The organism is Stenotrophomonas maltophilia group sp. vghtpe118 (assembly GCF_052605195.1).
In genome coordinates this window covers 2,475,927-2,499,689 of sequence record NZ_CP199672.1, presented here as the reverse complement: position 1 = coordinate 2,499,689, position 23,763 = coordinate 2,475,927, and the positions used below count along the sequence as shown (strand labels likewise).

Annotated in this window: 16 protein-coding genes; 10 read left to right on the top strand and 6 right to left on the bottom strand. The window is 65.4% G+C overall.

Annotated elements, in window-relative coordinates; translation table 11 throughout:
* Positions 1-41 precede the first annotated feature (41 nt).
* The 3 genes from ACUDTM_RS11470 to ACUDTM_RS11460 all read left to right on the top strand — a co-directional run bounded on the left by ACUDTM_RS11470 (position 42) and on the right by ACUDTM_RS11460 (position 1,512).
* On the top strand, positions 42-239 hold the full coding sequence (locus ACUDTM_RS11470; RefSeq protein ID WP_445391327.1) for a DUF4926 domain-containing protein: 198 nt from the start codon (positions 42-44) through the stop codon (positions 237-239).
* A 254-nt stretch (positions 240-493) separates the two neighbouring features.
* Entirely contained in the window at positions 494-1,045 is a 552-nt protein-coding gene (locus tag ACUDTM_RS11465; protein WP_049431885.1) for an HdeD family acid-resistance protein, read from the top strand.
* Positions 1,042-1,512 carry a SecDF P1 head subdomain-containing protein gene (locus ACUDTM_RS11460; protein WP_445391326.1) on the top strand — a complete coding sequence of 157 codons (471 nt, stop codon included), beginning with the start codon at positions 1,042-1,044 and terminating at the stop codon, positions 1,510-1,512. Before ACUDTM_RS11465 ends, ACUDTM_RS11460 begins: the two co-directional genes overlap by 4 nt.
* A 52-nt stretch (positions 1,513-1,564) precedes the next feature.
* On the opposite strand, the gene ACUDTM_RS11455 is transcribed toward ACUDTM_RS11460, so the two are convergent.
* The 6 genes from ACUDTM_RS11455 to ACUDTM_RS11430 all read right to left on the bottom strand — a co-directional run bounded on the left by ACUDTM_RS11455 (position 1,565) and on the right by ACUDTM_RS11430 (position 8,894).
* Positions 1,565-3,343, bottom strand: coding sequence for an MFS transporter (locus ACUDTM_RS11455; RefSeq protein ID WP_445391325.1), 1,779 nt, complete (start codon positions 3,341-3,343; stop codon positions 1,565-1,567).
* A 192-nt stretch (positions 3,344-3,535) separates the two neighbouring features.
* Positions 3,536-4,651, bottom strand: coding sequence for an N-acetylglucosamine-6-phosphate deacetylase (gene nagA / locus ACUDTM_RS11450; RefSeq protein WP_445391324.1), 1,116 nt, complete (start codon positions 4,649-4,651; stop codon positions 3,536-3,538).
* A complete protein-coding gene (locus tag ACUDTM_RS11445; RefSeq protein WP_049417055.1) occupies positions 4,648-5,424 on the bottom strand; it encodes a DeoR family transcriptional regulator in 777 nt (258 codons plus the stop codon). Before ACUDTM_RS11445 ends, nagA begins: the two co-directional genes overlap by 4 nt.
* A 33-nt stretch (positions 5,425-5,457) precedes the next feature.
* Positions 5,458-6,792 (bottom strand): D-tagatose-bisphosphate aldolase, class II, non-catalytic subunit, encoded by a 1,335-nt coding sequence (locus ACUDTM_RS11440; RefSeq protein ID WP_439426461.1) that lies wholly within the window; start codon positions 6,790-6,792, stop codon positions 5,458-5,460.
* 16 nt (positions 6,793-6,808) lie between these two features.
* Positions 6,809-7,747, bottom strand: coding sequence for an ROK family protein (locus ACUDTM_RS11435; protein ID WP_252745200.1), 939 nt, complete (start codon positions 7,745-7,747; stop codon positions 6,809-6,811).
* The gene (locus ACUDTM_RS11430) at positions 7,740-8,894 is read right to left on the bottom strand and encodes an SIS domain-containing protein (protein ID WP_188240531.1); all 1,155 of its coding nucleotides are present in this window, start codon (positions 8,892-8,894) and stop codon (positions 7,740-7,742) included. The genes ACUDTM_RS11435 and ACUDTM_RS11430 overlap by 8 nt, the downstream gene beginning before the upstream one ends.
* 322 nt (positions 8,895-9,216) lie before the next feature.
* On the opposite strand from ACUDTM_RS11430, the gene ACUDTM_RS11425 reads away from it, so the two are divergent.
* The 7 genes from ACUDTM_RS11425 (at position 9,217) to ACUDTM_RS11395 (ending at position 23,741) form a co-directional block, all read left to right on the top strand.
* Entirely contained in the window at positions 9,217-12,576 is a 3,360-nt protein-coding gene (locus tag ACUDTM_RS11425; RefSeq protein ID WP_445391323.1) for a TIM-barrel domain-containing protein, read from the top strand.
* Between the two features lie 134 nt (positions 12,577-12,710).
* Complete coding sequence (locus ACUDTM_RS11420) at positions 12,711-15,686, top strand: TonB-dependent receptor domain-containing protein (RefSeq protein WP_438914887.1); 2,976 nt, start codon at positions 12,711-12,713, stop codon at positions 15,684-15,686.
* A 65-nt stretch (positions 15,687-15,751) separates the two neighbouring features.
* Positions 15,752-17,107 (top strand): Gfo/Idh/MocA family protein, encoded by a 1,356-nt coding sequence (locus ACUDTM_RS11415; RefSeq protein WP_438914888.1) that lies wholly within the window; start codon positions 15,752-15,754, stop codon positions 17,105-17,107.
* Between the two features lie 318 nt (positions 17,108-17,425).
* Positions 17,426-22,135, top strand: coding sequence for an RHS repeat-associated core domain-containing protein (locus tag ACUDTM_RS11410; protein WP_438914889.1), 4,710 nt, complete (start codon positions 17,426-17,428; stop codon positions 22,133-22,135).
* A 3-nt stretch (positions 22,136-22,138) separates the two neighbouring features.
* A complete protein-coding gene (locus ACUDTM_RS11405) occupies positions 22,139-22,558 on the top strand; it encodes a hypothetical protein (RefSeq protein ID WP_134955282.1) in 420 nt (139 codons plus the stop codon).
* 302 nt (positions 22,559-22,860) lie between these two features.
* Positions 22,861-23,295 (top strand): hypothetical protein, encoded by a 435-nt coding sequence (locus ACUDTM_RS11400; RefSeq protein ID WP_438914890.1) that lies wholly within the window; start codon positions 22,861-22,863, stop codon positions 23,293-23,295.
* Positions 23,292-23,741 carry an adhesin gene (locus ACUDTM_RS11395; RefSeq protein ID WP_188238981.1) on the top strand — a complete coding sequence of 150 codons (450 nt, stop codon included), beginning with the start codon at positions 23,292-23,294 and terminating at the stop codon, positions 23,739-23,741. Before ACUDTM_RS11400 ends, ACUDTM_RS11395 begins: the two co-directional genes overlap by 4 nt.
* Positions 23,742-23,763 lie beyond the last annotated feature (22 nt).

Genomic DNA, 23,763 nt, shown 5'->3' with positions numbered 1-23,763 from the left:
TGCGCCAGGGCTGACAGTAGTATTTGTGAAGTAATTTATATATGAATTTTAGAATCAATGAAGTTGTACGCTTGTTGGAGGATATTCCTTCAGTGGGAATTTATCGTGGCAGTCTCGGGGTGGTAGTTGCCGTACTCTCCGAGCCAGAGGAAGCCTATGAGGTTGAGTTCTGCGATGGGGGCGGCGCAACAATTGCGCAGATTTCACTAAGGTCAGCGCAGTTTGAGGTCATGAGGTGATGAGCCTTGTTCTGCTGACCGATCCCGCGCCAGGATCAATGGCAGTGGCATCAGCCCCACCCGGCTCACCGTCGCTGGCGAAATGGGGCGCCGGGCGACGCGAAGAAGAACGACAGCTGTTGTCTATTGATGAGATCGGAGCAATTTCGTCCATGGCAGCGCCGGCCCACGACGAACCCGCCAACGATCACCGTCATCTCCCCCTTCATCTCGAACGGCTACGATGAACCCGGTTCCGGATCGAAGGAGTGGCCATGAATTCCCCCTTGTCTCCCCTGTTGTCGGCGGTTGGCCGTAGCTGGTGGATCCTCCTGCTGTATGGCCTGGTCGCTCTCGGCTTCGGCATCGTCGCCATCGGCTGGCCATTGTCGGCGGCCATGGCATTGGCCTGGACGCTGGGCGTGATGGCCATCATCGAGGGCGTCATCAGCCTGTTCGCATTGATCAATGGCGGCAGCGGCGCGTCCCGCGGCTGGCTGGCGCTGTACGCCCTCGCCTCGCTGGGCTTCGGCATCCTGGCGGTGATCAATCCGCTGGCCACCGCCAGCGTGCTGGTGCTGTTCCTGGCGGCGTGGCTGCTGGTGGCCGGCATCTATCGCATCGTGTTCGCGATCCGCGTGCGCAAGCAGATCCAGGGCGAATGGTTGCTGATCCTCAGCGGCGTGCTGGCGGTGGTGCTGGGCCTGCTGTTTGCGGCGAATCCATATGCCGGCGTGGCGGTAACTACGCTGTGGATCGGCATCGGCAGCCTGCTGTACGGCCTGCTGCAGGTGCTGGTGGCATTCAAGCTGCGGAAGCTGAAGTGAGGGCTGCGCTTCCGCTGTTGCTGGGCGTGGCCTTGACTCTGGCCGGCTGCATGCCGGGCGCCACGCCCGGTGGCTTGGCAGGGAAGGATCACGTGCCGCGCCCTGGCGTGGATGTGCGCCTGAGCGCGGTGGACGCCTCCGGCAAAGGCAAGCCGGCGCAATGGCAAGGCGAAACCCTGGCCCTGCGCGAGCCGCCGATCGCCGGCAGCGCCGACATTGCCGATGTGCGCTACGTGCTGGATCAGGACAAGCAACCTGGCCTGCAGATCCGCTTTCGACACGAAGCGCACCAGCGCATCCACGATGGCACGGAAGCACTGGTGGGCCAGCGCGCGGCGCTCAGCGTGGACGGCCGCGTGCTGATGGTGGCGACGGTGAAAGGCCCGTTCGGTGAATCGATGGTGCTGAGCGGATTGCCGAGCATCGCCGAGGCGCAGGCGTTGGCGAAGCACATCACCGGTCAGTGACGGGCGCGCCAACACCAACGCGTTGCGCGCGGAGGTCGACCAAGGTCGACTGCTACCGGGCGAACCGTGCCTCGATCTCCTCCAGCGACTTGCCCTTGGTCTCCGGCAGCCAGAACGCGGCTACCAGGAAGAACACGAAGGTGCACGCCGCCCAGAACACGAACATGCTGGCGTAGCCGTAGTGGCCCACCGTGGGCAGGAAGATGGCGGCGATGGTGGTCGACACGAACTGGTTGATCAGCAGCGCGATGCTCATGCCATTGGAACGGATGCGGTTCGGCATCAGCTCCGACAGCGCCAGCCACACGCACACGCCGGGGCCGACCGCGAAGAACGCGACGAACACCAGGATGCAGGCGGCCACGGCCCAGCCGTGTGCCGGCGGCGGCACCGGGCCGATGCGCGCCTGCTCGATGCGCAGCGGCGCGTGCGCGGCACCGGCCGGGTCGGCGAACGGGTTCAGGTGCAGTTTGCGGAAGAACGCACCAATGACGCTGTCGGGCTGCACGGTGCCGGCGCGCTCGATTCGCAGTTCGCGATCAATCAGGTTGTCGCTGCGCAGGGCGCGCACGTTGGTAAAGTCACCATACGCGTACGACACGGTCAGCTGCATCGGTCGGCCCTGGCTGTCGATGCCATTGCTCAGGCGCTGCCACTGCGCGTCATCCAGAACCAGCTGCAGGCCATCGCCGCTGACCGCCGCCTGCAGCTGCGGTTGCACATCGGCGCGGCCACGCTCGGCCTGGAAGAACAGCGTGGCCGCGGCCAGTAGGGCCACGCAGATGCCACCACTGCCGAGCATCAGCAGGAACTTGCGGCCCTTGCGGTCGACCAGCAGCAACGCGACCACGGTCATCACCGCATTCAGCAGCTTGATCGCCACATCGGCGCCGTTGGCGACCGAGCCGGACAGGCCGGCCTGGTTGAGGATGTTCACCGCGTAGGCCAGCACCGAGTTGATGCCGGTGGCCTGGGTGCAGGCCAGCACGACGCAGGCGAGCAGGAATGGCACCACGTAGCGGCGGCTGAGCAGTGGATCGCGCTTGCTGTCGCTGCTGCTCGATTCCGGCGCCTGGATCTGCGCAAGGGTGGGCTCCACATCGGCAGCGGGCAGTACGCGATGCAGGCTGCGGCGGGCTTCATCAATGCGGCCCCGGCGTACCAGCCAGCGTGGCGATTCGGACAGCCAGAAGATGCCCGCGCAGAACAGCAGGCCCGGCGCCAGGCAGGTCCAGAAGATGGTGCGCCAGGCGTGGTCCTTCACCGTGAACAGCTCCTGCGCCTGCTGTGCCAGCGGCAGCGAGCGCACGGCTTCGGCGGCGGCATCCACGGCGTGGGCGTGGTACAGGCCGATCAGGGCTGCCAGCACCAGGCCAACGGTCAGCAGCAGCTGGAACATCGCGGCGCCGCGCCCACGTCGCTCGGGGCTGAGCACTTCGGCCAGGTACAGCGGAATCACTACGCCGATCAAACCGCCACTGATGCCCTGCAGCAGGCGCCCCAACAGCAGCGGCGTGTAGCCGGAGGCCAGTGCCATGATCGGAATCGAGGCGGTGAACAGCAGGCCGGCCAGCAGCATCGCGCCGCGGCGGCCGATCAGGTCGGCGATCATGCCGGCGAACAGCGAGGACAGCACGCTGCCCAGCAGTACCGCGGCCACCACGAAGCCAAGCTGCTGGCTGCTGAGCTGCCAGGCGTGGCTGGCAGTTGCTTCAAGATAGGGCAGGGCGCCGGCGATGATGCCGATGTCGATGCCGTACAGCAGGCCACCCAGCCCGCCGATGAAGAGCAGGTAGCGTACGGGCCAGCGCGGAGCGGTGCTTGGAGTCATCGGCAGTTCCTGTGGTAGCGCCGGGCCACGCCCGGCGGCGGTTCGTCGCAGAGTGCTTTCTGTAGAGCCGAGCCATGCTCGGCTGCTTTCCGTTCCGATATCGAGGTTCCCCATGCCGCGCTTCGCGCGCTGAGCCGAGCATGGCTCGGCTCTACAGGGAGCCTGCGCGACATCCGGGCCGCATCGCGCGTGTCAGTTCAGATCGACCACGCGCCCACTCACCACCACCTGCTGCAGGCGCAGTTCGGCGTCCAGCACCACCAGGTCGGCACGGGCGTCGGGCGCGATGCGGCCGCGATCGCCCAGGCCCAGGTAGTCGGCCGGGAACGTGGAAACACGCTGCGAGGCATCGGCCAAGTCCAGGCCCACACGCACCAGGTTGCGCAGCGCCTGGTCCATGGTCAGCGCGCTGCCGGCCAGCGAACCGGTCGCCAGGCGCACGCAGCCGCCGCACTTGTGCACGCGCTGTTCGCCCAGGGCGTACTCGCCATCGGGCATGCCGGTGGCGGCCGTCGCGTCGGTCACTGCGTAAAGGCGTGGGATCGCGCGCGCGGCCAGGCGGATCACGCCGGGATGGATGTGCTGCAGGTCGGGAATGATCTCGGCGTACTGTGCATGCGCCAGCGCCGCCGCGGCGATGCCGGGTCGGTAATGGTCGACACCGGTCATGCCATTGAACAGATGGGTGAAGCCGGAGGCGCCGGCCTGCAGCGCGGCTACGCCTTCCTCGTAGGTGCCGGCGCTGTGGCCGAGCTGCACGCGGATGCCCATCGCCGAAAGCGCCGGAATCAGTGCGGTGTGCTCGCCGATTTCCGGTGCCAGCGTCATTACCCGGATCGGCGCCAGTGCGTGCAGTTGCTGCACCAGCGCCAGCGTCGCCTCGATCGTACGGTTGGGCTGTGCACCGAGCCGCTGCGGGCTGATGAACGGTCCTTCCAGATGCACGCCGACGATGCGGGCGGCGTCGGCATCGGGCGCCGCCATCGTCGCAGCCACCCCCTGCAGCGCGTGCTCGATCTCATCCAGGCCGGCGGTCATGGTGGTTGCCAGCAGCGTGGTGGTGCCGAAGCGCAGATGGGTGCGCGCGATGGTGCGCGCCACGTCGCCGCCCTGCATCAGGTCCACCCCGGCCGCACCGTGTACATGCAGGTCGATGAAGCCGGGCAGGATGACCGGCAGCTGCAGGTCGTCAGCACCACTGTGGTCATCCACCTGCAGCTGGCGCACGTGTGAATCGAAGTGGACCTGGCCACGCCGCCAGCCCAGCGGGGTGAGGATGCGGCCATGCAGGGAACGGATGTCGGTCATGCGGGAGGCTCGGCAATGATCACTTCGATACCCAGCCGCTGCAGCCCTTCGCGGGTTGCGTCGTCGATGCCGGCGTCGGTGATGATGGCGTGGATCTGGTCGAGGCGGGCGATGCGGTGCAGGCTGACGCGGCCGAACTTGGAGGCGTCGGTCAGCACCACGATGCGGCGCGCGCGCTCGACCATGCGGTGGTTGAGGCGGGCTTCGGCCTCGTCGTGGGTGGTCAGGCCGAACTGCAGGTCCAGGCCATCCACGCCCAGGAACAGGGTGTCGAAGCTGTACGAGTTGAGGCTGGCCTCGGCCTGGCTGCCCTGCAGCGACAGCGACTGCTGGCGCAGCAGGCCACCGGTCAGCAGCACGGTGATGCCCGCGGCATTGGCCAGTTCCCAGGCGATGTTCAGGCCATTGGTCATCACCGTCACATCGCGATGCGCGCGCAGGTGGCGGGCCAGCGTCATCGTGGTCGAACCGGAATCGATGATGATGTTGTCGCCTGGCTGCACCAGGCGCGCAGCGCGCGCACCGATCGATTCCTTCAACGGCAGGTTCAGCGCGTCCTTCTCATGGATGTCCTGTTCCTGCGGCGGCGTGCGCACCAGGGTGGCGCCGCCGTGGGTGCGGTTGGCCAGGCCCTGCGACTCGAAGTGGGTCAGGTCGGCACGGATGGTTACCGCCGACACGCCGAAACGCTCGACCAGATCGGCCACCTGCACCGAGCCGTGCTCGATCAGCAGCTGCAGGATCTGTTGCCGGCGGGAGCGGGTGTTGCGCATGGCCATTCTCGGTTTCGCGGGGAAAGGTAGAGATTAGCCGTTCGCAGCAACTGCGGCAGCCGAACGTGCGTTCTGTATGCGGGTTCCGGCCTGGTTGGCGCTGCAGGCGCGCGCGTACTCGCCCAGGCACAGGCCGATGCGGTGCTGCACCAGCGCGGTGGGGGTGTTGGCCAGCGTGCCCTCACGCACGGCGCGGTACTGCTCCGGCAGGTACTGGCTGAGCAGCACCAGTGGCGGCGCGTGCTGTTCCAGGTTGGCGAACAGGGTCTGCACCGCCTGCACCAGCGCGGGCTCGCCCCAGTAGTAGCGGCAACGGTCACTGAAGGAGTAGCTGCGCAGCAGGCGCAGCGCGGCGTCATCGCCCTGGTAGTAGGACTGCCAGTACTTCGGCTGCGCCACCATCACCTCGTCCAGCACCTGCGGCAGGCGCGAGCACTGTGCCGCCGGCAGCAGTTCGGCCTCGATCGCGGCCAGCGCGAACAGCGCTTCGCGGTAGGCGAAGGTGGCCGCGGGCCCGACCTTGAGGATGGCGAAGTGGTCGCGCACCAGCGCGTGCAGGCCGCTCTCGCGCTGGTAGTCGGTGGAGTGCGCTTCGAACACGATGCGTGGCTGCTGTTCGAGGAAATCGGCCAGCGTACTGGCAGCGGCAGAGTCGTACTCGTGCACGCTGCTGTGGTCGAAGTCCACGCCCGGCTGGACCACCATCGCGATCACACGCTGCCATGCATCGCGCAGCTGCGGGGTATCGAAGGCCTGCCGGTGGATGGCCAGGGTCTGCGCGGCGGCGGCCGGCGTGGTCACCTGCAGGCCCTCGGCCAGCGAGGCTTCGCCTCCGGGAATCGGCACTTCGGTACCGATCACGTAGACCGGCGGCGGCAGGCCATGTTCGGCGGCGGTGCGTTCGGCGATTTCGGCCAGCTCGGCCGAGCGCGCAGCGACGATGGCATCGGGCAGCGGCACCGGATCATCGGCGCAGGACATGCTGCAATCCAGATGGATCTTGTGGAAACCGGCGGCTACGTAGGCTTCGATCAGCACGCGCGCGTGGGTCATCGCTTCGGCCGCCGGGCGCTTCTGCCAGGCATTCGGGCCGAGGTGGTCGCCGCCCAGCATCAGCCGCTCGCGCGGGAAGCCTTCCTCATCGGCCAGGGTACCGACGTAGTCGCGGTACTGCGGCGGGGTCATGCCGGTATAGCCGCCGAACTGGTCGACCTGGTTGGAGGTGGCCTCGATCAGCAGCACGGTGCCATGCGCCAGGGCGACGTGCATGGCCGCGCGCAGCACCTGCTCGTTGCTGCAGCAGACGCTGTACAGGCCGACATTGGCGCCGGCGCGGTGGGAAGCAAGCAGGGTCTGCAACGGGGACATGGTCAGGCTCCGGAGATCAGGAAAACGAGCGTTGGCAGGCGAGCAGGGCGGCACCACGTGCGCCACCGGCATCGCCGAACCGTGGCGGCACGATCGGGGGGACCTGCACGCCATTGAACAGATGGGCGGCGATGGCGGCCGGCAGCTGCTGGTACAGCGGCGCGTACTGCGACAGGCCACCGCCGAGCACGATCACGTGGGGGTCCAGCGCCAGCACCAGCGCGGCCAGGCTGTGGCCGAGCAGGTCACGATGGATGTCCAGCGCCTTGCGTGCGCGCGCATCGCCGGCCTCGGCCAGGGCAATCACCGCGCTGGCGTTGGCGGCGCTGCCACCGAGATGGCGTTCGATCATTGCTACACCACTGCCGGAGACATAGCGCTCCACGCAGCCCTGCAGGCCGCAGCCGCAGTCCAGCAGCGGCAGGCCATGGCGCTGCAGCAGATGGCCGGGCACGCTCCAGTGGCCCCACTCGCCGGCCAGGCCGTTGAAGCCGGACAGCAGCCGGCCCTGCAGGCAGAAGCCACCGCCGGCACCGGTGCCGAGGATGGCGCCGAACATGCTGGGGTAGCCATCGGCGGCGCCGCCGTGCGCTTCCGACAGGGCAAAGCACTGCAGGTCATTGCCGAAATGCAGCGAGCGTTGCAGCCGCGCCTGCAGATCCTTCGCCACGCATTGGCCGGTCAGTGCGGGCACGTTCGCGCTGAGCTGGCGGCCGCTGCGGCGGTCACGCACGCCGGGCAGGGCAATGCCGATGGCCGCATCATTCCGGCCCAGCGCGGCGTCGGCCTCGGCCACCAGCGTCACCACGGCCTGCAGGAAACCATCGTAGTCGCCCTGCGGCGTGGCCACGCGGCGGCGCCAAGTGACCTGCATCGCCGCATCGCACGCCACCAGCTCGATCTTGGTGCCGCCGATGTCGATGCCGTAGCAGGCGTGGGCGATCAGCTCAGCCATGGTGGATGGTGACGCCCTTGACGACGCGGTTGACGGTGCCATCCGGGAACGGGTTGTCCGGGGTCAGTCCCAGCGCGGCCGAGCGCTGCAGCGCGAACAGCTGCGCGAAGCCCAGCCACACCGGTGCCAGCCACGGATCGTCCAGCGCCGGTACGGTGAGGGTGTAATCGTCATCGGCGCCGATATCCGAATGCGGACCGATCGCCAGCACCTGCCCGGCCACGCCATCGCGGCGCAGTTCTTCCAGCAGGTCCTGCTCGTAGCGGCGCGCGAGCGGCTGCACGCTGCGCAGCACCACCACCAGGGTGTTGCCATCCAGCGTCGACTTGGGGCCGTGACGGAAGCCCAGCGGCGTGTTGGCCAGCGCCAGAACGCGGCCAGCGGTCAGCTCCAGCACCTTCAGTGCACACTCGCGGGCCAGCGCTTCCAGCGGGCCGCTGCCAAGGTAGATCACGCGGTTGAACGGGCGCTGCGCAAGCGTTGCCACTGGTGCGTCCCACTGCGCCTGCCCTTCGCGGGCCAGCGCGGCGATCTGCTTCAGGCGCGCCACGCGCGCATCCCACGGCGAGCGATCGAACACCGTCAGTGCGGCCAGCAGCATGCAGGTCAGGCTGCTGGTCATGGCGAAGGCACGATCGCAGCTGGCCGACGGCATCAGCAGGGTGCAGGTATCGGCACGACCGGCGCCACGGCGGGCCAGTTCGCCATCGGCGTTGCAGGTGATATCGAGGAAGCGCGCGTCGTCCACGTCGCTGCGCACGCGATCCACCGCTGCCACGCTTTCCGGGCTGGAGCCACTGCGGCCGAACGACACCAGCAGGGTCGGGCGGTCACGCTGCAGGTACAGCGCCGGGTGGGTCAGCAGGCTGGTGGTGTGCACCACGCGCACCTCGGCCGGCCACTGTGCGTTGATCGCGTCAGCCACCATCTCGGCGATGAAGCCGGAACTGCCGGCGCCGGTGAACAGCACGCGCTGGTTGGAATTGTTGAGGCTGTCGCCAAGGAAGGCCTGCAGGCGGTCGCGGGCACGCGACAGGTCCTGTGCGAGTGCTTCCCACAGCGCAGGCTGCTGGGCGATTTCGGTTGCGGTGTCGGCTCCGCCAAGGCGCTGCCAGGCGGACACATCGGAAAGCAGGGTGACGTCCATTCGGAGGTTCCAGTTGGGCCAGCGCACCATCTGCGTTTTCTTTCGAAATGTCAAACATCGAAAGTAAAAAGAAAGAAAATGGCCGAGTGGCTTTCCCAGCCGCGGCATAACCAGGAAAACGAAAGGACGGGTCAAATGCCGTATCGCACAATGCTTAACAGGCGACTGCAAGCGCTTACACAAAGTATTGCGACGCAACAACTTTCGTTTCAATGGAATATATCTTCCTTTTTCCTTTCAATTTGTTGACATCTTTCGAATCGCTGCCCTAGAGTCGGCCCAATCGCTTTCGAAACGCCCGGTGAACGGGTTGGGAGTCCGCGTGGAAAACTGCGTTCGTCGCTCGCCGCTGATGCTGGCCCTGGTGCCGGCCTTGATGCTGGCGTCCATGACGGCCCGGGCCGAGCCGGTCGGCAACCTGCGATCGGTCAGCGCCAGCGCCAGCCGCGACGGCGTGCAGGGCTGGGACCTGCAGACCGACAAGGGCGCGCGCATCCGCATTGAACTGCCGGCGACCGACATCATCCGCGTGCAGGCCGGCCGCAACGGCACGTTGACCGGCGCCGGCGACAAGGCCGCACCGATCGTTCTGCCGCAGCCCAAGGCGAACGTGCAGGCGCAGCTGGAAGAAGACGCGCAGGAAATCCGCGTGCGTACCGACGCACTGGTCCTGCATGTGCAGCGGCAGCCGCTGCGCCTGCGCCTGGAACGTCTGGACAACGGCCAACCCACCGCGCTGTGGCAGGAACTGCAGCCGCTGGACCTGGAGGCCACGCAGAGCGTGCAGGTGCTGTCCTCGCAGGCCGATGAGGGCTATTTCGGGGGCGGCCAGCAGAATGGCCGTTACCAGTTCAAGGGCCGCGAGCTGGAAGTGTCCTATTCCGGCGGCTGGGAAGAGGGTGACCGCCCCAGTCCTGCACCGATGCTGCTGAGCAGCCGTGGCTGGGGCATGCTGCGCAATACGTGGAGCGATGGCAGCTACGACCTGCGCCAGCCCGACCAGGCCACGCTGCTGCATCGCGAAGACCGTTTCGACGCGTACTACTTCGTCGGCGCCGACCTGCCCAAGCTGATCGAGCGCTACACCCAGCTGACCGGCCGCCCGAACATGGTGGCGCGCTGGGCGCTGTCCTACGGCGATGCCGACTGCTACAACGACAGCGACAACAGCAGGAAGCCCGGCACCGTGCCCGAAGGCTGGAGCGACGGCCCGACCGGCACCACGCCGGATGTGATCGACAGCGTGGCCAAGCAGTACCGCGCCCACGACATGCCCGGTGGCTGGATCCTGCCCAATGATGGCTACGGCTGCGGCTACAAGCAGTTGCCGGAAACGGTGAAGGGGCTCGCCGGCTACGGCTTCCGCACCGGCCTGTGGACCGAGAACGGCGTCGACAAGATCGCCTGGGAAGTGGGCAAGGCCGGCAGCCGCGTGCAGAAGCTGGACGTGGCCTGGACCGGCAAGGGCTACCAGTTCGCGATGGACGCCAACCGCCAGGCGTTCAACGGCATCCTCGACAACTCCGATTCGCGCCCGTTCCTGTGGACGGTGATGGGCTGGGCCGGTATCCAGCGCTACGCCGTCGCGTGGACCGGCGACCAGAGCAGCAGCTGGGATTACATCCGCTGGCACGTGCCGACCCTGGTCGGTTCGGGCCTGTCCGGCATGGCCTACGCCAGTGGCGACGTCGATGCAATCTTCGGCGGCAGCGCCGAGACCTTCACCCGCGACCTGCAGTGGAAGGCGTTCACGCCGGTGCTGATGGGCATGAGCGGCTGGTCGTCGAATGCGCGCAAGCACCCGTGGTGGTACGACGAGCCGTACCGCAGCATCAACCGCGATTACCTGAAGTTGAAGATGCGCCTGACCCCGTACATGTACGGGTTGGTGCACGAGGCCGCGCAGACCGGCGCACCGCCGGTGCGGGGGCTGATGTGGGACTACCCGCGCGACCCGCATGCACAGGATGAGACCTACAAGTACCAGTTCCTGCTCGGCCGCGACCTGCTGGTGGCGCCGGTGTACCGCAGCCAGGCCGCCAGCCGTGGCTGGCGCCGCGACATCCACCTGCCGGCCGGGGGGTGGATCGACTACTGGGACGGCCGCCGCGTGCAGGCCGGTGCCGACGGCCGCCAGCTGGACCGCCAGGTGGACCTGGCCACGCTGCCGGTGTTCGTGCGTGCCGGTGCGATCCTGCCGATGTACCCGTCGATGCTGTTCGATGGCGAAAAGCCGCTCGATGAAGTGACCTTCGACCTGTACCCGCAGGGCGACTCGCAGTACACGTTGTACGAAGACGATGGCAACACGCGCCGTTACCAGCAGGGCGAGTCGAGCACGCAGCAGATCCGCGTGCAGGCGCCGGCGCAGGGCAGCGGCCCGGTGCAGGTGCAGATCGACGCTGTGCAGGGCCAGTACAACGGCCAGCTGGCGCAGCGCCGCTACGGCCTGCGCGTGCTCAGCCGGCAGGCGCCGCGTGCAGTGCAGGCCGGTGGCCGTGCGTTGCCGGCGCTGGCCGATGCCGCCGCCTTCAACAGCGCCAACGAGGGCTGGTACTTCGACGCGCGGGAGCGCCGTGGCACGCTGCATGTGCGCACCGCTGCCCAGGACATCCGCCAGCCGCTGCAGCTGCAGCTGGACTTCGCGGTGGCCGCTGCGGCCGCCGATGATGCCTACCCGGCCGCGCCGGTGCTGGGCCGCGAACTGCCTGCAGACAGCCTGCTGGTGGTCAACCGCCCGGCCGAGGAGCCCGGCCATGCGCTGGAGAACGCCTTCGATGACGATCCCAACACCTGGTTCCGCAGCGTGCGCAACCAGGCCGTGCGCACCGGCGCGCACGAGTGGGTGATCGGCTTCGGCGAGCGCAGGATGATCGATGGCATCGACATCGCGCCGCGCAACGACAAGAACTGGAAGCACGGCCAGGTGCGCGATTACGAGGTGTACCTGGGCGACAGCAATGGTGAGTGGGGCGAGCCGATCGCCCGTGGCCGCCTGCAGCTGAAGGAAGGCGTGCAACGCATCGACTTCCCGGCCCATGCCGGCCGCCTGCTGCGCTTCCGCGTCCTGAGCGTGCAGAACCCGGAAGGCGATGGCGCCAGCAGCACCGATCCGATGGTTACGGCCGCACAGGGCAGTGGCCGCGCCTTCGATGCGCTGCAGCCGCGCGACGTCGGCCCGATCGCACTGTCCACCTTCCACATTCTCGAACACCAGGAACCGGAGCGACCGGCCCGGCAGCGCTATCTCTCCGAGCTGCCGGTGCCGGCCGCGCTGGCCAGCCAGCTGCGTACCGACCAGTCCTTCCGTGGCGACGCCGGCATGCGCATGAACGGCCTGCAGTTCCGCCGTGGCCTGGGGGTCGGCGCCAACAGCCGCATCGATCTGCGCCTGCAGGGCGGCTGGCACCTGCTGCGTGCCGACCTCGGCATCGACGACGCCTGCCGCAACGCCGGCGGCCTGCAGTTCCAGGTATGGGGCGACAACCGCCTGCTGTACGACAGCGGCCTGGTGAAGGCGCCCGGCGTGGTCAAGCCGGAGCTGGACATCCGTGGCCTTTCCACCCTGAGCCTGCGCACGCTGGGTGCGCAGGGCAGCCAACCCGCCCAGGTCTGTGCCAACTGGGCCAACGCCGTACTGATCGGCCAGGAGGGCGACTCCGCCAGCATCGTCGCCCCATGACCCCCACGTAACACCGCTCCTCCCCCGCCCCATCCCGACTACGGCCCTCATGGCCGTGGCCCGGGAGCGTTTTGCCCGCCGAACGCCCACGCGCTCACTCAGTTGCGCCGCACCCCTGCCAGGAGAGAACCCCGATGTTGCCCGCCCGCCACCACCGCCCCCCCTGCCGCCCGATCGCTCCGCTGACGCTGGCCATTGCCGGCGCGCTGTTCTCGCTTGCTGCTCCTGCCTTCGCCCAGGAGAGCAAGGACAACGCCACCGACCTGGCCCGCATCGAGGTCACCGGCTCCAACATCCGCCGCACCGACGTTGAAACCGCCTCGCCGGTGCAGGTGATCAGCAAGCAGGACATCCAGAACATGGGTGCGCGCACGCTGCTGCAGGTGCTCGACAACCTGCCGGCCGCACGCCCTGCGCAGCAGGATGCGCGTTCGCTGTTCACCGGTTCCGACGGTGCCTCGCAGGCCAACCTGCGTGGCTTGGGCGCGCAGGGCACGCTGGTGCTGCTGAATGGTCGCCGCCTGTCGTACTACGGTGCCCCGGCCGGCTTCCAAACCCAGTTCGTCAACATCGACGCGATCCCGGCGGCGGCCATCGAGCGCATGGAAGTACTGACCGACGGCGCGTCGGCCGTGTACGGTACCGACGCGGTGGCCGGCGTGATCAACGTGATCACCAAGCGCAACTTCCAGGGTGCCGAGATCAGCTTCACCAACGACACCTCCTCGCGCATCGATTCCTACGGTGAGCGCCAGGCCAGCATCACCGCCGGCTTCGGTGACCTGGCCGAGAACCGCTTCAACATCTACGGCGCGGTCAACATGTACCGTCGCGACGCGATTCCGCTGAGCGATTTCTACGACAAGCGTCCGGACCAGTACTACGTCAACAACCCGAACTACCTCAACAACCTGCGCCTGGGCGTGGGCAGCAAGCCGGGCGAGTTCAACCCGGGCACCTACTTCGCCTTCGATCCCGTTACCGGCCGCCGCGTACAGGAAGCTGCGCCGGGCTGCAGGAACGTGCTGACCAGTGAAGCGGCCGGCCCGCGTTGCGTCTGGGAAACCTGGATGAACAACGAGATCGATGCCGGCGCCAAGTCCGAGCGCAACACCGCCTACCTCAACGGCACCTTCCTGGTCGGTGACAACACCGAGATCTTCGCCGAGGCGACCTATACCGACATCGACCTGCGCGCCAACGGCGGCACGCCGCGCACCTATGGCACCACGACCGGCAACCCGACCAGCTGGTTCTCGCGCAACACCGGCAACACCGTCAACCAGTTCCTGTACCCGTTCCTGGGCCCGAACAACGAGTACAACCACGCCAGCCCGCAGTTGAAGGCCATGATGGGCGGCGTGGTCGGCCTGAACTACCTGCTGCAGGATGCCGGCCCGAACTACTTCGGCCAGCGCAATACCGACAAGAGCTATCGTGTGCTGGCGGGCGCACGTGGCAACGCGGGTGACTGGAACTGGGAAACCGCATTCGCCAGCGCTGGTACCCACTCCACCACCTACCAGACGATCAACGTCAACACCAAGGGTTTCGAGAAGGCGTTCGGGCCGTACACGATCGATCCGGGCACCGGTCGGGTGATCATCTCCGACCACCCGGCGTACAAGTTCGGCGAGATCAGCGAAGCCAACGCCGCGTTGATCCGTGAAGCGTTCCCGACCTTCGACATCCAGTCGTGGACCCGCCTGCATACCCTGGACGGCAAGATCGAAGGACCGCTGTTCCAGCTGCCGGCGGGCGAGATGCGCGCCGCGTTCGGCTTCAACGCCAGCCGTGAGACCTTCTACACCCCGGGCAATGCCGATGCGGCCAATGGCCTGATCACCCAGCAGGGCGGCTCGTGGTTCGACGGCAAGCGCAACACCTACGCGCTGTTCGCCGAGACCGTGGCGCCGATCACCGACAAGCTGGAAGTGGATGCGGCGGTGCGCGTGGACAAGTACCCGAACTTCAGCGCCAACATCGCGCCGAAGATCGGCTTCAAGTACCAGGCGTTCGATCAGCTGATGCTGCGCGGCACCTATTCCACCGGCTTCCGCGCACCGAGCCTGGCCGAGTCCGGCAACGGCGGCGTGTTCGCCCAGCTCGGTGGCTTCCGTGACGAACTGCGCTGCGGCGAGACCAACGCCATCGCCAACCTGCTGCTGAAGTCGCAGCGGCCGGGTGACGTCGACCTCGGCAAGACCCTGCTGAACGTCGACTGCAGCCGCACCGTGGCGCGCATGACCCAGCCGAACAAGGACCTGAAGCCGGAAAAGGCCAAGATCGCCACCCTCGGCTTCGTCTACGAGCCGGCAACCTGGCTGTCGGTGTCGGCCGACTACTGGTTCATCTACCGTGACAACGAAATCGTCGCGCCGGACTATCGCCGCATGGAAGACATCATCTCGATGTCGCGCTCGCCGATCACCGACAGCGACCGCGCCAACCTGGCGCAGCTGGCGGCAATGTGCGCCGATCCGGCCAGCGGCGTGAGCTGCCCGGCCACCCTGCCGGGCTACTCCGCCGGTAACGTGGCCAGCGTGGTCGGCCAGTACAAGAACCGCGGCAAGACGCTGATCGACGGCTTCGACATCGACGCGCGCAGCCGCTTCTCGCTGGGCGACTGGGGCAACCTGAACATCGGCCTGGCCGCCACCATCGCCAACCGCAACCGCTTCTACATGGACGCCGAGAACGGCTGGTACTACGGCGACGTGGTGGGCTACTACAACAATCCGCGCCTGCGTGCCACGCTCAATGCAGACTGGACCTACAAGCAGGTGACCACCAGCATGTTCGTCAACTACGTGGGTGGCACCAAGTGGGCTACCGACCAGATCGACGAAGAGAGCAACAACAAGGAAACCTGCACCGGCGGCTACCTGGCCCTGCAGAAGAGCAAGTGCGATGGTGCACCGTCGTGGTGGACCGCCAACATGAGCGTCACCTGGCGCCCGGACGATGCGTGGAACCTGAGCTTCACCGTCAAGAACCTGTTCAACCGCCTGCCGTTCTACGATCCGAACAGCTTCCTGGGTGACTCCAGTGACTACGCCACCATCTTCGGCCGTGGTTACAGTGTGACCATCGGCTACCGGTTCAAGTAATTCCGTTTGCGTGACCTGGCGTGCCGGCTGCGGCCGGCACGCTGCCAAGAGGAGAGATGTCTGCCATGAAGCGTAGGGAATTCATCGCGGCCAGTGCCGCTGTCGCCGCCAGCAGCCTGCTGCCGCAGACCCCGGCATGGGCACGCGGGCGCAAGGTGCGCCTGGCCATGATCGGTACCGGCATGCGCGGGCTGGTGCTGCTGAAGGAGCTGGTGCGCCGCGACGACGTCGAAGTGGTTGCCCTGTGCGACGTCGAGCCGATCATGCTGGGCCGTGCCACAGAGATGGTGGCGAAGGCCGGCAAGCCCGCGCCGAAGACCTATGGCCAGGATCGTGATACCAACGCGTGGAAGCGCCTGCTGGAACAGAAGGGCATCGATGGCGTGATCATCGCCACGCCGTGGGAGTACCACGCACCGATGGCGATTGCCGCCATGCAGGCCGGCGTGGCCGTGGGCTGTGAAGTGGTGGCCGGCATCACGCTGCAGGACCACTGGGACGTGCTGAAGACCCAGCTGAGCACCGGCACCCCGTACATGCTGCTGGAGAACGTCTGCTACCGCCGCGACGTGATGGCCGCGCTGCAGATGGTGCGCCAGGGCCTGTTCGGCGAACTGGTGCATCTGCAGGCCGGCTACCAGCACGACCTGCGCGGCGTGAAGTTCAATTCCGGCGACCCCAACCAGCCCTACGACAGCGGCGTGGAGTTCGGTCCGAAGGGCTGGAGCGAAGCTCGCTGGCGCACCGAGCATTCGGTGGAACGCAATGGTGAGCTGTACCCCAGCCACGGCATCGGCCCCTGTGCGATGTACACCGGCATCAACCGTGGCAACCGCTTCACCCACATCAACGCCTTCGCGACCAAGGCACGCGGCCTGCACGAATACACCGTGGCCAAGAGTGGTGGCACCACCCACCCCAGCACCCAGGTGAAGTTCAAGCTCGGCGATATCGTCACCACCACGCTGGCCTGCGAGAACGGCGAGACCATCCTGCTGCAGCACGACACCTCGCTGCCGCGCCCGTATTCAATGGGTTTCCGTGTGCAGGGCACCAAGGGCCTGTGGATGGATGTGAACCATTCGATCCACATCGAAGGCCGCAGCCCGCCGCACCAGTGGGAAGAGTTCAAGAAGTACCAGGACGAGTACGAGCACCCGCTGTGGAAGCAGAATGCCGACACCGCCGCCAGCGCCGGCCACGGCGGCATGGACTGGTTCGTCATCCATGCATTTGTTGAAGCGCTGAAGGCCAAGGCACCGATGCCGATCGACATCTACGACGCAGTGACCTGGAGTGCGATCACCCCGTTGAGCGAGCAGTCGATCGCCAACAGCTTCCAGACGCTGGAGTTCCCGGACTTTACTGCTGGTGCGTGGAAGACGCGCAAGCCGATCTTCGCGTTCGACGGTAAGTATTGAGGTTTACACCCTTCCACGCTGTGACGGAGACGCCGGGCACTGCCCGGTGTTTCTGTTTCTGGAGGCATTCGCCTTGTAGAGCCGAGCCCACGCTCGGCTGAATTTCCGACACGCTCCCCCCCCTGCATCAGAAAACTCTGAAATCCGACCCACTCCACACTTTCTGACTTGAATGTGTAAACGACATCGGAGATAACGTCCCCCATGCGGTCAGACCGCATTCCGGACCAGGGACGATCCGAAGCATGACGTGGTGAGGCAACCGCCCCACGTTCTCGTTCCTGCCGGTGCTGTGTTTGTCCAGGAAGGAGAACAGGGATGTTGGAACGACTGAAGACCATTTCGTGTGCCGCACTGGCGATGATCGCGCTGGGGAGCTTGGCTCCTTGGGCTGCGCAGGCGCAGGAGGTGCAGAAGAAATGGGAGAGCTACCTGTCGATGGGCCAGCCGCGAGCTACCGAAGCGGCGGTGCAGAAGGACATCAAGTCGCTCTTTTCCCAGTACGAAAAGGACAAACCCTTCAATTGGCATGTCAAACGCCAACGCGTCCTTGGAAAGAAGGTCATCTACGATTACCGGGTGAGACCCGAGAAGATCGTTACTACCGACTGGGTCTACATCCACTCAGGGCAGGAGTACTCATCCGAAGATCAGATTCGTAGCGTGATCCTCGCTACCCGCGTCAGCGACCCGCAGTGCCCGGCGACTTCACTCACGGAGGATCCTTGGGTGGAGCTCCTTGGACTTGGCAGGGGCGACGACGGTAGCGTCACCAACGAGGAGAAGAATTTCCATTACACCTTGAACTTCTATCATCAGAGCACTCAAGAATGCTCGTCGATAGTGGGGTGGGAGCATGTGCGCCGGGCCAGAACGGCGCTTTGTCCGAATCGACCGTCCCTGACGTGGAATGAGGCCCTGCAGATGTGCTCTCTGGTCCAGCAGGACGAGCCGCACATGTCGCCCATGCTCTCCTACACAAGCGGGCCGCTGCCGCCGCAGCAGTGTCCTGTTGGTAACCCGTGTGATCCGACCACTGGCGATAAATCCCAGCCTGAGCCGGATTTCAATCTAGGATGGGTGAGCTTCCAACGCCACTATCACTCCCTGACAAGCACGGCGGGCGGCGCGTTGGGCACGGGCTGGACCCATTCCCACAATCTGCGGCTTACCGCAGGCGTAGACGATTCCACCTTCCCTCCCAGCTCCGAACTGAAAGTTGGGCTGATCGGCGCCGATGGCGGGCAGACCGCATTCCAGAAAGTGGGGGCAAGCTACGAAGCCATGGACGGAAGCGGCGATCGCGCGGTCCAGCAGGGCACCAACTGGCAACTTTCACGTGCCGGAGAGCGCATCTATTTTGATGCTGATGGCTTGATGCAGCGCCGTGATTTCGAAGACGGTACTTCGCTGACCTATGCACACGACAGCCGCGGTCGCCTGCTCAGCATCACCCATTCAACCGGTCGGCGCGTGGATGTCCAGTACCTCGCGCCGGGCGACGATTCACTGATCTCGGCCCTGGTAATCGCCGGCCAGCCTGTGGTGAGCTACGCCTATTCTCCGGCCGGGGAACTGATCACCGCGACCTATGCCGACGGTGCCAGCCGTACGTATCACTATGAGGACGCCCGCTTCCCGGGCTACCTGACCGGCGTGACCGCCGAAGACAGCCAGCGCTACAGCTGGTACGGCTATGACACGCAAGGGCGAGTCACCTGCAGCCGCCATTCCGGCGATTGCAGCCAAGCCGACGTGGGCATTGATGGCGTGCGCCTGGAGTACACCCCGGCAGGCACCACCATCGTCACCGACGCACTAGGCAAGCAGAGTACGTACGCATTGACCGCCAGCGGCACCAGTGGCCTTCCGCGCAAGGTCAATGGCATCACCGAGAGCAACGGCAGCATCAGTCGCACCTATCTGCCCGAGGGCACCGATTTCCGGCGTCGGCTGCAGTCGGTGACCGATCGCCGTGGCGTTGTTACCAACTACGCCTATGCGGAGGCCAGCGACGCTGCCGCAGGTGCTGTCAGTGTGACCACCACCACCGAAGCGGCCGGTACTCCGGATCAGCGCGTCAGCGAAACGCGCGTGGCCATGGACAGCAATCGGCTGGTGCAGCAGGCCATCGGTAACCGTGAGATGCGCATCGCACGCAATGCGCGCCTCCAGCCAACCACCATCACCGTGCGCGACAGGGTGACCGGTGATACCCGCATCACCACGCAGACCTACTGTGAGGCCGAAGGGCCGGAGTGCCCGCTGGTGGGACTGCTGCGTAGCGTGGATGGCCCACGCAGTGATGTGGCGGATGTGTCCACCTATGCCTACTACACTGCGGACGACGCGGGATGCGCGGCCAATGGTGCCTGCAGTTATCGCAAGGGCGACCTGCGCAGCGTGACCAATGCGCTGGGCCAGACGGTCGAGACTCTGGCCTACGACGCGTTCGGACGGCCGTTGTCGGTCAAGGATGCCAACGGCGTGGTCACCGACTACACCTACCATGCGCGCGGCTGGCCGACCTCGGTCACCGTGCGCGGTGCCACCACAGCCGAGGATCGGGTGACCCAGATCAGCTACTGGCCGACCGGCCAGGTGCAACAGATCACCGAGCCTGACGGCAGCAGCGTTACCTATGTCTATGACGCCGCCCAGCGGCTGACGGACATCGCGGACAGTGCGGGTAACACCATTCACTATGCGCTGGACAACGCCGGCAACCGCCTCAAGGAAGACACGCTGGATACTGGCGGAACCCTGCGCCGTACCCTGGCACGGACGTTCAACACGCTCGGCCAGTTGACCGCGCTGAAGGATGCGGGCAACCACGCCACCGGCTTTGCCTACGATGCCAACGGCAACCCGCAGACGGTCACCGACGCCCTGCAGCGCGTGACCAGCCAGCAGTACGACCCGCTGAACCGCCTGGCCCAGACCCTGCAGGACGTGGGTGGCGTGGCGGCGGAGATCCGCAGCCAGTACAACGCACTGGACCAGGTCACCCAGGTCACCGACCCGAAAGGTCTGCATACGACCTATGCCTACAACGGGTTCGGTGACCTGACCGGGCAAGTCAGCCCAGATAGCGGCGCCAGCAGCTACACCGTGGACGCGGCTGGCAATCGCAAGACGGCCACCGATGCACGCGGCGTCACCGCCACCTATCACTACGATGCACTCAACCGCCTGATCGGCATCGCCTATCCGGACCCCAATCTGGACGTGGGCTACAGCTATGACGTTGCGCCGGCCGCCTGTGCCGCCGACGAGCGCTTCGCCAAGGGGCGCCTGGGGCAGGTGCTGCACGCCAATGGCAGCACCCAGTACTGCCATGACCGTTTCGGCCAGGTCACCCGCAAGGTGCAGACCGTCAACGGCGTTGCCAGTACGCTGCGCTATGCGTACAGCAAGTCGGGTCGCCTGACGGCATTGACGTATCCCGATGGCAGCGTCGCCGACTACGTGCGCGATACTCAGGGGCGCATCAGCCAGATCGGCCTGACCCGGCCCGGCCAAGCCCGCCAGATCGTGGTGAACAACGTGACCTACGCGGCCTTCGGCCCGGCGACCGGCTGGACCTATGGCAACGGCCGCCAGCTGCAGCGTCCGCTGGATCTGGACTATCGCCCGCAGGCGGTGCATGACCCGGCGGCAGGCGGCCTGTCGCTGGGCTATGGCTATGATCCCGTCGGTTCGATCACCGAGTTGAAGAACGGCACAGGCTCGACGGTGCTGGCCAAGTACGCCTACGACGCGCTGGGTCGCCTGACCCAGACCCAGGACGGCGCGACCGGCACGCCGATTGAAACCTATGCGTATGACGCCACCGGCAATCGCACCGCGCTGACCACCTCGGCAGGCACTGCCAGCTACACTTATCCCGCAACCAGCCATCGCCTGACTGCTGTGGATGGCGAGGCACGCAGCCATGACGCAGCGGGCAATACCACCAGCATTGGCAGCAAGGCGTTCACCTACAACGATGCCAACCGCATGAACGCGGTGAAGCAGGGTAACGCCACACTGGAGAGCTACGGTTACAACCATCGCGGCGAGCGCGTGCTGCGCACCCCGGCTGGTGGCGATGCGCAGGTCACGATCTATGACGAAGCCGGGCAGTGGGTTGGCAACTACTCGGCGACCGGGCAGGCGCAGCAGCAGGCCATCTGGCTGGACAACTATCCGGTAGCGCTGATCAATGTGCCGGCTACCGGCGTGCCTGAACTGACCTACGTGCAGCCGGATCATCTGGGTACGCCGCGCGTGGTGATCGATCCGGTGCGCGATGTCGCGATCTGGGAGTGGAGCAACAAGAGCGAAGTGTTCGGCAACCAGATTCCGAGTGCCGACCCGGATGGCGATGGTGTGGCATTCGAGCTGGCACTGCGCTTCCCGGGCCAGCAGGCCACGGATGCGAGTGGGTTGTTCTACAACTACCAGCGTGAGTATGAACCAATGGTGGGGCGGTACTCGCAGAGTGATCCGATTGGTTTGGTTGGAGGCATCAGTACTTATTCATATGTGAGTGGGAACCCTGCGTCTGCTTTGGATCGTCTTGGCTTACAGTCCGGTGCAGCTCGGGCTATGCGATTGCCACCTCCAGCGTATCGGCCTGGAAGTGGTTACCAGCAGTGGAATCCTGACCTCCCGGGCTATGGGGAAGGGCAAGCTCCTGCGCCATACATTGATATGAGTCCGATCCACTCGCCAATCGATGCTTTCATTGGTGCGACGGTAAGTTTGCCAGTAATCGTGGATGCTCTCGCCAACCTCTACTTCAGCAAGAAAAAGGACGGTGCGCGATCCAAGCCTACGAACTGTCCAGTAGGAACACTCCCTATAGACACGGCCAAAAAATCCTTCGGGCTTGATCATGGTGCCGTTGAAACCATTAAGGAAGGTTCCGCTGCTAGCCCGACGCACTGGACTGGTATAGCCCCAAATGGCGATATTTGGGTTGGGACGCAGGACGGCAAAGGTAGAATGGAGGGGAATATTAGTGATTATGGTTTTGGGAGGTGATGCGTGAGTGGTCTTTTGGTGAATATTTCACTTAGGTTTTTCCATCCCTCTGTTTCTGCTGAATCCATTAGGGAGGAAATTGGTTTGGAGTCCCGCTTTGCCCGCAGTGCAGGTGAGCCTAGACCAGCTCGGCAGGGTGAGGATCAGCAGCTCTATGAATTTACCTATCTATCTATTCCTCTCGCGAGGAAGGTGAATGTCGAGTTGGATGAGGAGATCTCCCGTTGGTGCGATTTTCTGATAAACAAGCGTGAGTTCATTGGCCACATCACAGATACGGGAGGGAGGGCAGAATTCTATATCAGCATCTTTGTGGGCGGACTTGGCGGATTTGAACTGGATCGTGCAGTTCTCACCAGAGTCACAACTTTGGGCCTCGGTTTGGCGGTGGAAATTTACCCGCCTTCGGGCGACGAGACGTAGAGCGCCTCGGGTGCGCGGTCGAATCGGCTGCATCGGGAATGTGGTCGGCAGAGGGGATGTCATCTATCTCCCCCTGGATCCAGATGCGGTTCTGGAGGGGGAGGTCTTGGAACTGGCCGCACTGTTCAGGAGGTATCGGATTCCACTGGCCCAGCTGCGAACGCTGGAGGCAGGCAGGTACTCTCGAGCGCTGCGCGATGCCTTGCGCGAGTAGGGCGCCAAGCGGGAGGCAAGGTGCATGAGCTCCCGCACTCCTCCACAAAAGAACGCGATCGAGCTGCACGCCCTCGGAGAGGTACAAGATGAAAGCCAGGCAGATTCTTCGGTACGGGCTGGCCTACGCGGTGTCGTGTGGAGCACTCTGGCTGTTCCTGCACTTTGTGGGCAGGGCGCTTTACGCCTTCGACTCACATCAGGTTTTCTTCTGGTTGTATGCCGTCAGCCTTTTGTTGCTGGGAATCTGCGCACGGGTTCCCGCCGCGGGCCGCCTTACGATCAGGCGGCTTGCCCAGGGGGCTGGCTTGGGGCTGCTCGCGGGCCTTCTGGCCCAGGTCGTGGTGCTTGTACTGGAAGCCTATAGATTCAGCGGATTCAGCCGATCGCTGCTCTGGCAGGTACTGGTTTCGCTGACGGTGATGAGCGTCGTGCTGCTCACGCCGCTCTGGGGCGTAGTGCTGGTTGCCCTCACTGCCGAACACCGCCGCGACAACCACCCACGTCAGGCCTCGAAGCCATGAAGCACCTGAACGCCTTTTGCCTCGTGGTTGCACTGACATCCTGTGCGGCGCATCCGAGCCGCACCACGAAGTGTCCGCCGGCCCATTTCACCTACGTCGGCACCGAGAGCGTCGACGGACTGACCTACGGGCGCTTCCAGGTCACCCACAATGCTGATCAGCCGCTTCAGCTGTGGGTGGATGAGAGACGCAGGTTGAACCCAAGGACCGCTCGCGCAGAGATGAGGCGCACAGGCGAGGATGCCTGGCGGCCTTACAACGTGATCCTTGAGGAAATCACACCGGGAGCGATCGGGCTGTCGATCGGGCAGGATGAACAGCAGAGCGTTCTGTTCGATGGTGATGGCCTGTTCCTGCCCGGCGCATCCAGCGCGGGCGCGAATTACTCCATCGTGGTACAGGACGCTGCCGGTTGCGAGCATCGCTCGGCAACGTTCATTCCCTGACATTTCTGGCGGCGCGCCGGCC

What these genes read in the sequence shown, in the direction of transcription:
- nagA (WP_445391324.1), bottom strand. Translation starts at nt 4,651, where the DNA reads ATGACCGACATCCGTTCCCTGCATGGCCGCATCCTCACCCCGCTGGGC.
- ACUDTM_RS11470 (WP_445391327.1), top strand. Translation starts at nt 42, where the DNA reads ATGAATTTTAGAATCAATGAAGTTGTACGCTTGTTGGAGGATATTCCT.
- ACUDTM_RS11435 (WP_252745200.1), bottom strand. Translation starts at nt 7,747, where the DNA reads ATGGCTGAGCTGATCGCCCACGCCTGCTACGGCATCGACATCGGCGGC.
- ACUDTM_RS11440 (WP_439426461.1), bottom strand. Translation starts at nt 6,792, where the DNA reads ATGTCCCCGTTGCAGACCCTGCTTGCTTCCCACCGCGCCGGCGCCAAT.
- ACUDTM_RS11465 (WP_049431885.1), top strand. Translation starts at nt 494, where the DNA reads ATGAATTCCCCCTTGTCTCCCCTGTTGTCGGCGGTTGGCCGTAGCTGG.
- ACUDTM_RS11395 (WP_188238981.1), top strand. Translation starts at nt 23,292, where the DNA reads ATGAAGCACCTGAACGCCTTTTGCCTCGTGGTTGCACTGACATCCTGT.
- ACUDTM_RS11400 (WP_438914890.1), top strand. Translation starts at nt 22,861, where the DNA reads ATGAAAGCCAGGCAGATTCTTCGGTACGGGCTGGCCTACGCGGTGTCG.
- ACUDTM_RS11445 (WP_049417055.1), bottom strand. Translation starts at nt 5,424, where the DNA reads ATGCGCAACACCCGCTCCCGCCGGCAACAGATCCTGCAGCTGCTGATC.
- ACUDTM_RS11415 (WP_438914888.1), top strand. Translation starts at nt 15,752, where the DNA reads ATGAAGCGTAGGGAATTCATCGCGGCCAGTGCCGCTGTCGCCGCCAGC.
- ACUDTM_RS11420 (WP_438914887.1), top strand. Translation starts at nt 12,711, where the DNA reads ATGTTGCCCGCCCGCCACCACCGCCCCCCCTGCCGCCCGATCGCTCCG.
- ACUDTM_RS11430 (WP_188240531.1), bottom strand. Translation starts at nt 8,894, where the DNA reads ATGGACGTCACCCTGCTTTCCGATGTGTCCGCCTGGCAGCGCCTTGGC.
- ACUDTM_RS11455 (WP_445391325.1), bottom strand. Translation starts at nt 3,343, where the DNA reads ATGACTCCAAGCACCGCTCCGCGCTGGCCCGTACGCTACCTGCTCTTC.
- ACUDTM_RS11410 (WP_438914889.1), top strand. Translation starts at nt 17,426, where the DNA reads ATGTTGGAACGACTGAAGACCATTTCGTGTGCCGCACTGGCGATGATC.